The sequence below is a fragment of the Novispirillum itersonii genome (assembly GCF_014205675.1).
In the GTDB taxonomy this organism is placed as follows: Bacteria; Pseudomonadota; Alphaproteobacteria; order Rhodospirillales; family Rhodospirillaceae; genus Novispirillum; species Novispirillum itersonii_A.
The window spans coordinates 1-7536 of the sequence record NZ_JACIIX010000031.1; the positions used below are offsets into that span (position 1 = coordinate 1).

Here is a 7536-nt window from a genome sequence, read left to right on the forward strand (position 1 = left end):
TGCTGGTCGAACTGATCCATGAGCGTGAAGTTGCGCTTCAGGCGCGTAAACTCACGGTGGTCCTCCAGGATGCGCAGGAAGATCGAGTGAAGGGTACCTACCTCCAGCGCGTTAGGATTGACCTTCGAGCCGATGCTGTGTAGGCGGTTCGAGATTCGCGTCAGAAGCTCCTGCGCCGCCTTCTCGGTGAAGGTCGATACCAGGATGGCTTCGGGGGAAACTCCGTGATTCACAATCAGATTGGTGACGCGCTCAACGAGCGTGAATGTCTTGCCCGAGCCGGGACCCGCAATGATCAGACCGGCCCATGGATGGCGTTGATCGCTTGTGTCTGCTGTGGGTTCGCCTGAGGCAGCTTCACCAGTGACGCCATTTGGGGGATTAACCTTCGCTTTGCAAGGAGCAGAGCTTACATCGGCGGTTGCGGAGTGGCAATCAGATCTGACTTACTTTGGATTAAATAATCTATACTTCTTCTATCTCTCATTGCAGTCCATGTTGACCAGAGAGATGGTAAGCTATGCCCTTGCCTTCACCACAAACTGAGCCCCTGCCGTCAGGGACTCCACCCCCGACAAAGCCGCCCCGGATCCCTCCGAGGGCGGCTTTGTCATGTCCGGTGCGCAGCTCATTTTACCCCCCGTTGAGCGTATGCGAATAAGGGCAGGAGCGCGGTGGTACCACCGCGCCTATCCTGCCAGCGTGACGACAGGGAAAGGAACAGGGGAGCGCGCCTAAAGTATGAGATTCTCTGAGACACTCCGGGATTCTCTGAGATTCTTTGAGACACACTGAGATTCTCTGAGACTCTTTGAGATTCCACGCGGATTTTCATTCACGAAATCTGCGCCGCCCCCGTTTTCGGGCTTGCAGTCCGGCACAACCCGCGATTATCCCTGTTCATGATTCCGTTACCGAACTGGCACAGTGATACGCATGACCCAACCCTCTGGCCGGGCGGCAATCTATGCCCGCCATTCGACTGACAAACAGGCCCTCTCCACATCCGACCAGATTGACCGCTGCCGGGCCTACTGCGAGGCGCGGGGCTATCTGGTCACCGGCGTCTACAAGGACGAGGCCGTTTCCGGCAAGATCCGCGACCGCCCCGGGCTGGATGCCCTGATGGCCGATGCCAGAGAAGCCCACTTCCAGATGGTGGTGACAGAAGACCTGTCCCGTCTCAGCCGGAAGATCGGGCACATCTCCGACACCTACGACATTCTTTCGTTCCTCGGCATCACCATTGAAACAGTGAGTAACGGTAGCGTCTCCCAGATTGATGTCGGTCTACGTGGGACGATGAACGCCCTGTACCTGAGTGATCTGGCGGACAAGACCCGCAGGGGGATGAAGGCGGCCATTCAGAGGGGCAGCGCCCCCGGTGGCCGCACCTATGGCTATCGCCCGCTGCTTCGGTTCGACGACAGGGGCGAACCGATCCGGGGCCTGCGGGAAATCATCCCGGAAGAGGCTGAGGTCATCCGTGGGATCTTTACCGACTACCTGCGCGGCCACTCACTGGCCCGGATCTGCGAAGGGCTGAACACCCGGGGCATCCCCAGCCCCGGCGGAGGCAAGTGGTATTCCTCCACGCTGATCGGCACTGCCTCCCGGGGCACCGGCATTCTGCGCAATCAGGTCTATAAGGGCGTCATCCAGTTCAACAAGGCGGAATGGAAATCCCATCCGCTGACCGGGGAGCGGCTGGCCGTCACCCGGTCAGAAGATGAATGGATCACCGTCGATGCGCCGCACCTCGCCATCATCCCGATCGATCTCTTCGACCGGGTGCAGCGGGAAATGATCAGCCGGTCCAGCGTGCGGAAAGCCGTTGTGGAAGAACGGCTGCGCCTGTCGGATGAAAAGCGTCAGGCCGAGGAAAACGCACGCATTCAGCGGTGGCGGTCACGGCAGGTTACCCGGCTGACCAATGCCATGCTGTTCTTCAGCGGGAAGCTGCACTGCGGGTGGAGCGGCAAGAAGCTGACCGCCCTGCGGAAAGGGATGTACTCCTGCAAGGAACCAAACTGCCCGATCTGCACCGTCTACACCGATGACATTCAGCCCCGTGCCCTTAAGGCACTGCGAACGCTCTCCCCGCAGGACATTCTAACCGGATACCAGAGCCCGGAGCTGGAAGCCAAACGGGAGAGCCTGAGAGCCCGCATTGCCGCCGCCGATGCCGACACCACAAAACGGCGGAAGGAGATTGCGGCGGTGCTGGATACCCTGTCTGATCAGACCCGGCGGGTTGAAATCAAGACCTATCTGGAGAACAAGGAAACCGAGCTGCGGCAAATCGCCATGCGGCGCTCCGTCGCCGTGCGGGACCTGCGCTTCTACAGCCCGAATGAAGCCATCGCCATCAAGGCGGTGGCCAAGGCCATGGGCTACATCAAGGCCCTTGAACAGGACCCGATGGACCACAAACCCAACAAGCTGCTGCGGGGCTGCATAAAGACAGTAACAGTCAACAAAACATCCCTCTCCGTCGAGTGGATCCCGACCGAGCTGGTCAAGCTGCTGAAAGAGCCATAACCCCACTGGCCCGCAGACCTTCACCGCCGCCTTTGTATCGTACGGTACAAACCGGCCTGACGGTGGGGGCGTAAAAACAGTATCGTATTGAGATACGTTTTTAGGTTGCTTAATGTATCGCGATACGATACTGTCCTTGAAACAGCACCGGGGTCCCCATGATTTTCAGCGTGAAATCGAAACTGACGGAAGAGGTCCTGCAAGGGAAAGCGCCGAAGGGGTTTCCGTCTGATCTGGTCCGCCCGGCACAGCGCAAACTGGCGATGCTGGCAGCGGCTGTGTCTCTCAACGCCCTGCGCCAGCCGCCGGGCAACCGTCTGGAAGCCCTGAAAGGGAACCGGGAGGGACAGCACAGCATCCGGATCAATGACCAGTGGCGGATCTGCTTCCGCTGGGTTGAGGGCCACGCCGAAGACGTGGAAATCGTGGACTATCACTAAGGCAAGGAGACACCCCATGTTTGCCCCGACCCCGCCGGTCCACCCCGGTGAAATCCTCCGCGAAGAATTCATGCAGCCCCTCGGCCTGACCGCCTATGCGGTGGCGAAGGCCTGTCATGTGCCGCGCACCCGGATTGAACGCCTGTCCCGTCTGGAAGCACCGGTTACGGCAGACACCGCCCTGCGGCTGGGCCGGGCCTTTGGCACCGGGCCGGAATTCTGGATGAATCTTCAGGCGCTCTACGATCTTGGCAGCACCATGCCGGACGATCTGGATCAGGTCCGCCCCTTGGTGGCGGCAGAATAAGCGGTGATCGGCCCGCTGAATGGATCAGGCCCCCCATAGCGGACACTACCGCATCTCTTTTCCGGTCAGCTTCAAAGCTGCTGCCCTGACCACCATTGCCGTAAACTGCGCAATGGTCAGCGTCCCCCGCCCAAGGGCATAACCGGCACGCAGGGCGACTTCCTGCACCTCCGAGGGGGCCAGAGTGCGCAACAGGCGATAGGCTTCTTCTGTGTCGCCTGTCCGGGTCACGGCATTCAGAGCCCGCGCAAGCCCGGCGCTGTCACGCTGGGGCGTCTGACTTTGGGGCGCTGATTGGGGAAGCGTGTCAAACAAGGTGCCTGTCATCGTTCAGCCCTCCATCGGATTGGAGGAGCTGACCCGCTGAACCAGATGCTTCGGGACCGCGACAGTCTCAAAAGCGCCTTTGAAGCTCAGACTCTTTGCATTCACGCGGGCCACCCGCTGCCAACCATAGACCGACAGGAACCAGTCTCCTTTTCTTGCCTGAACGCGGGCAGCCGCTTCGGCCTGCGCCTTGGCTGCATCACCCTTCTGACGCAGAGGCTTGCGAAGATAGGCGGCCTGCTTCCGCAAGGCTTCCGCAGCAACCTGTTTCTCCAACGTCGCAACAAGGCGGAACTGGGCTTTCCGGCGGCTGGAATTACCCGGTTGTGTCCAGAAGGCCCGATCTTTGGGTAAAGCGGCGTTCGTAGCGGCAACCTGCCGCTCCAACAGCGCGGCCTTGGCTTCCAGACGGTCGGCACGGATCCGGCGCTTCTCGTCGCGAATAGTCTCGATTGCGGTCATGGCGTGGGTCCCTTTCATCGAATTTGGCTTCCGTCTGCGGATTGAGGAATGAACAGGGCAGCCCGGAGCCGGTTCCCCGGCCCCGGACGTCTGCCCCGTCAGGCTGGCAAGGCAGCCATTTCCTCTTCCTTGCGGTCTGCCGTCAGCTCCCGGCAGAAGTCTACGGTCGTGTAGAAACGGACGTCGAAGTAATCGACCATCGAATCACTGTTATCCCGGTTATAGGCCTGTACAATCTCGGTCAGGGCGTCAATCACCTGACGATACTGTTCGGATCTCGGATCGCTCCACCCCGGATAATTCCGGCCACACCCATGCTTGTCTTCAAACGGATACTCTCGCGCCCACTTCAGATATTTCGGGCTGTAAAACTGGAACGCTTCAGGAACCTCCTTAACGATCAGAGTAACCGCCCGCGCATCTTCCTTCCGCACGGATACCTTCACCTTCGGCAGCAGCCCCCCGGCGATGGCATCCCTGATATCCTGCCGGATCAGCTTGCAAACCTCGGTCAGCGGTAAGTAGCGGGTGGCGTCGTACTTGGTGCCCCGGAACTCGTTGTTCGGGTCGCAATAGGCGGGCATGTAAGGGTTCCGCTTTTTGTCATCGGTCCCGCTCTTGGCAGCCTCCCGCTTATGAGTAGCCTCTTCTTGAGCATCGGCAGCGGCCAGAGACAGCAGGGTCTGAAGATCAATCATGATTGCGGTCATGGGTGGGTCCCTTTCATCGGACTGGGTGGATCGAACTTTGCCCTGTCGTCAGAAACTAGGAGGCGTCCACAAGGGGTTGTCCGGCAGGAGGGGGATCACCCACCGCCCGGCGGGCGGCGCGAAGCGTGGTCGCCTGCAAGGCGACTATGGGGAGACCTGCCGGACAACAGCGGCCTTCAGGCCGCGCCCGCCCCTTGTGGAGGCCGGGGCGAAGCCCCTACGGCCCCGGAGGGGCTTGAAGGCTTTTCCCTCATCACCGTGCCCGACTTTAAAACACCCATATGAAAGGTACATAACGCAATTATTGATATGCGCCCTCATTTTGGGTACACGAGATATTCAACTACCTTGTACCTATGAGAGAGGTGCATCATGGAATTTCGGATCGTTGCCAACCGGGTGAAACTGTACCGCTCAACAGAGGGGCGGAGGCAACAGATCGGATCCTTCCCCGCGTCCGCCACCGCGCTGGAAGACGTGCCCCCCGGCACGGTGGCCAGCCTACAACCCGAGGAACTGAAGCAGCTTCAGGCGTGGCTGAAGGGTGCCCCGGTGCGACTGGCGAAACAGGCCCATGCGGATCTACTCCGGCAACTGGATTGGCTGCTGGCCCACCCCGACGCGCTGAACAGCTCCCAGCGGTCAGAACTGGCAAACCGCCTTGCCGAGGCGGCAAAGCGGTTCAGCCTCCAGCTCTGAGTTTGTAAAGTACGATACAAACCTTGCCTTACCCTTCAGCAAACACGCCCCCACACAGGCCACAGGTCAAGGCCAGCCCTTTGCGGCCCCAGATCTTCAAAGGCTCGGTGTCATCGCTGCACTGGTGGGAATAGCTGGTCTTTGCTTTGGCCTCGTGCTTCACCACCGGCAGGGAGACGGCTGCCGCCATCACCGAGGACGACAGGGCAAAGCCCACACCGGCCTCAGCGGCCAAGGCCACCACCAGCCGGTCATACCAAGGGATCATCACCCCTTCGGCGTTCAGACGCTGATACAGGGCCGCAAGCGGACCGCCCTCAATCAGGTAATCGGCCATCGACTGCCCGGTTTTCTTCCCGTCCGGCTCTCCGGTCGAAGAGGGCATCAGGCCGATGCCCTCCATCTTCCCGGCCCACTCCGCATTGTGATAGCCGCTGCGCGACGGCTTGCCGTGGTGTTCCTGCCACTGATGGACCATTTCATGGGCCATGGTCTGCACCAGTTCCCGGAAGCCGTGGGTGGCGAAATACTTGGGGTTGATGGCGATTTCGTCGGCAATCTCCCCCTTGGCACTGACGAACCGCCCCCGGCGGTAATAGCCGAACCCCTTCGGTGACTGATCGAGCGCGAACATCGGCACCGGCAGGGGAGGATCGAACAGTTCGTTGATCTCAACGAACAGCCGCTGGAACAGGCTGTAAAGCTCGGTCGAAGGGGAGAAGGTCATGTCATGACCTCCCCGTTATACTCCACACCATCCAGCAGCCGCCCGGCAGCAACCTTGCCGACACGGCACATCAGTTCGGCATGATCGTCACGTTGTATTTTTCGTCCGGGCTCATGCAGCCGTCCATCCCAGAGTATCCAGCGGGGTTTCGGCATCCTCTTGACCGGGAAAGACACCGCATTGTGTTCAATCCATTCGCCCCATTGCTTGAAGAAGAACCCGGTGCCGCTGGTGGCGCACTGATCCCGCAGACCACGCACCCAATCCGGATGCATGGGCCGCGCCTGACCACCGGACTCTCCGCCGACGATCAGCAGATCAATCCGGGCCAGCCATTCCCGCAGATCCAGTGACGACAACAGGGGTTCGGCCGACAAAAAGCGCACTCCGACCGGAGCGGCCAACAGCTTCGGAATGTCCCGGACTGCTTCAGCCTGATTGCACACCGTGGCCCCCAACCAGACAGTTTCCGGCACACCGTCCGGAAACATCAGCGGTAGATAGCGCCCGGTATTGCCGATCCGCTTGGAGAGCAACAGCCAATCAAGGTTTGGGGTGGCTCGGATGAGCGCCCCAAGATCCTGCCGCCACCCGTCCGTGATGGCCGGATGGTTATCAAACACATCCGCCAGAGAGGCGCAGAACACCCGCGCCCGTTTCCCGGCTGCCTGAGCCGCCCGGTCCCACTTCAGCGGTAGCCGCCAGTTCGCGGCACTGGTCCGGCGGCGCTGGCCCTGCCACAGCTCAGGCGTCCCAGCCCGCTTGGCCCACCCCTCGGCATAACAATGATCGCAGGCCGGGGAGACTTTCGCGCACCCAACCCAAGGGTTGAGGGTGTGGTTGGTCCATTCGATGGAAGAGTTCTCAGCCATGACACCGGCCCTCCCCAGCGGACAGACTGAGGGCACCCAGACTGTGCCTGACCGTGAGGCGCAATCCCTCCCGGTCGAGCATCCCCCGGAGATAGGCAGCCCTGCTGCGCACTCCATGGCGCTCAATGGCGACAACGGCAGCGGCAAGGGCGGTGATGCCGTGTTTTCGCAGGGCTGACGCCCACACGGACCCCTGCAAAGCCAATTCCTGACGAACCAGCCACGACACCGCCCGTGTCAGGGCACCGAGGGCCGCAGACGCGGTATCAGGGGACGACAGGGCAATCTGATCAGCCGGAGACAGCACCCGTTGCAGAGTGGGGGAGACAGCCACCATCAGCCCGACGAGCTGGCCACCCTCGATGTCCTGTACAGAGTCTTGTTTGGATTTCTTTGTAAGGTATTTCAGGGTGACAGATCCGTCATCCCTCCCTGACAGATCGGTCTGTGG

Annotated in this window: 11 protein-coding genes; 4 read left to right on the forward strand and 7 right to left on the reverse strand. The window is 60.7% G+C overall.

Annotation, left to right across the window (positions count from 1 at the left end; genetic code table 11):
• On the reverse strand, positions 1-299 hold a 299-nt coding region (locus FHS48_RS19655), incomplete at its 3' end, for a UvrD-helicase domain-containing protein (protein WP_221443622.1).
• A 637-nt stretch (positions 300-936) separates the two neighbouring features.
• Between FHS48_RS19655 and FHS48_RS19660 the strand changes: the two genes are divergently transcribed.
• The 3 genes from FHS48_RS19660 to FHS48_RS19670 all read left to right on the forward strand — a co-directional run bounded on the left by FHS48_RS19660 (position 937) and on the right by FHS48_RS19670 (position 3288).
• Positions 937-2541: a recombinase family protein gene (locus FHS48_RS19660; RefSeq protein WP_184266646.1), complete on the forward strand. Its 1605-nt coding sequence runs from the start codon at positions 937-939 to the stop codon at positions 2539-2541.
• Between the two features lie 158 nt (positions 2542-2699).
• Positions 2700-2981, forward strand: a complete 282-nt coding sequence (locus FHS48_RS19665) for a type II toxin-antitoxin system RelE/ParE family toxin (protein ID WP_184266648.1) — start codon at positions 2700-2702, stop codon at positions 2979-2981.
• 16 nt (positions 2982-2997) lie between these two features.
• Positions 2998-3288, forward strand: a complete 291-nt coding sequence (locus FHS48_RS19670) for a HigA family addiction module antitoxin (protein WP_184266651.1) — start codon at positions 2998-3000, stop codon at positions 3286-3288.
• A 45-nt stretch (positions 3289-3333) separates the two neighbouring features.
• On the opposite strand, the gene FHS48_RS19675 is transcribed toward FHS48_RS19670, so the two are convergent.
• From FHS48_RS19675 to FHS48_RS19685, 3 genes are all read right to left on the reverse strand, one after another.
• Entirely contained in the window at positions 3334-3519 is a 186-nt protein-coding gene (locus FHS48_RS19675; protein WP_184266654.1) for a hypothetical protein, read from the reverse strand.
• Between the two features lie 99 nt (positions 3520-3618).
• On the reverse strand, positions 3619-4077 hold the full coding sequence (locus FHS48_RS19680; protein ID WP_184266657.1) for a hypothetical protein: 459 nt from the start codon (positions 4075-4077) through the stop codon (positions 3619-3621).
• 98 nt (positions 4078-4175) lie between these two features.
• Positions 4176-4787, reverse strand: coding sequence for a hypothetical protein (locus FHS48_RS19685; protein ID WP_184266660.1), 612 nt, complete (start codon positions 4785-4787; stop codon positions 4176-4178).
• A 372-nt stretch (positions 4788-5159) separates the two neighbouring features.
• On the opposite strand from FHS48_RS19685, the gene FHS48_RS19690 reads away from it, so the two are divergent.
• Entirely contained in the window at positions 5160-5486 is a 327-nt protein-coding gene (locus FHS48_RS19690) for a hypothetical protein (RefSeq protein ID WP_184266662.1), read from the forward strand.
• Between the two features lie 28 nt (positions 5487-5514).
• Here the strand turns inward: FHS48_RS19690 and FHS48_RS19695 are convergent, their stop codons facing one another.
• The 3 genes from FHS48_RS19695 to FHS48_RS19705 form a co-directional block, all read right to left on the reverse strand.
• Entirely contained in the window at positions 5515-6213 is a 699-nt protein-coding gene (locus tag FHS48_RS19695) for a SprT-like domain-containing protein (protein ID WP_184266664.1), read from the reverse strand.
• Positions 6210-7085 (reverse strand): phage Gp37/Gp68 family protein, encoded by an 876-nt coding sequence (locus tag FHS48_RS19700; protein ID WP_184266667.1) that lies wholly within the window; start codon positions 7083-7085, stop codon positions 6210-6212. The genes FHS48_RS19695 and FHS48_RS19700 overlap by 4 nt, the downstream gene beginning before the upstream one ends.
• Positions 7078-7536 (reverse strand): hypothetical protein (locus FHS48_RS19705; protein ID WP_221443621.1); only part of this gene is annotated, 459 nt, incomplete at its 5' end. The genes FHS48_RS19700 and FHS48_RS19705, both read right to left, overlap by 8 nt.

Bases quoted from the DNA above. Each gene is read 5' to 3' on its own strand.
- FHS48_RS19700 (WP_184266667.1), bottom strand. From the start codon at position 7,085: ATGGCTGAGAACTCTTCCATCGAATGGACCAACCACACCCTCAACCCT.
- FHS48_RS19690 (WP_184266662.1), top strand. From the start codon at position 5,160: ATGGAATTTCGGATCGTTGCCAACCGGGTGAAACTGTACCGCTCAACA.
- FHS48_RS19660 (WP_184266646.1), top strand. From the start codon at position 937: ATGACCCAACCCTCTGGCCGGGCGGCAATCTATGCCCGCCATTCGACT.
- FHS48_RS19670 (WP_184266651.1), top strand. From the start codon at position 2,998: ATGTTTGCCCCGACCCCGCCGGTCCACCCCGGTGAAATCCTCCGCGAA.
- FHS48_RS19685 (WP_184266660.1), bottom strand. From the start codon at position 4,787: ATGACCGCAATCATGATTGATCTTCAGACCCTGCTGTCTCTGGCCGCT.
- FHS48_RS19665 (WP_184266648.1), top strand. From the start codon at position 2,700: ATGATTTTCAGCGTGAAATCGAAACTGACGGAAGAGGTCCTGCAAGGG.
- FHS48_RS19695 (WP_184266664.1), bottom strand. From the start codon at position 6,213: ATGACCTTCTCCCCTTCGACCGAGCTTTACAGCCTGTTCCAGCGGCTG.
- FHS48_RS19680 (WP_184266657.1), bottom strand. From the start codon at position 4,077: ATGACCGCAATCGAGACTATTCGCGACGAGAAGCGCCGGATCCGTGCC.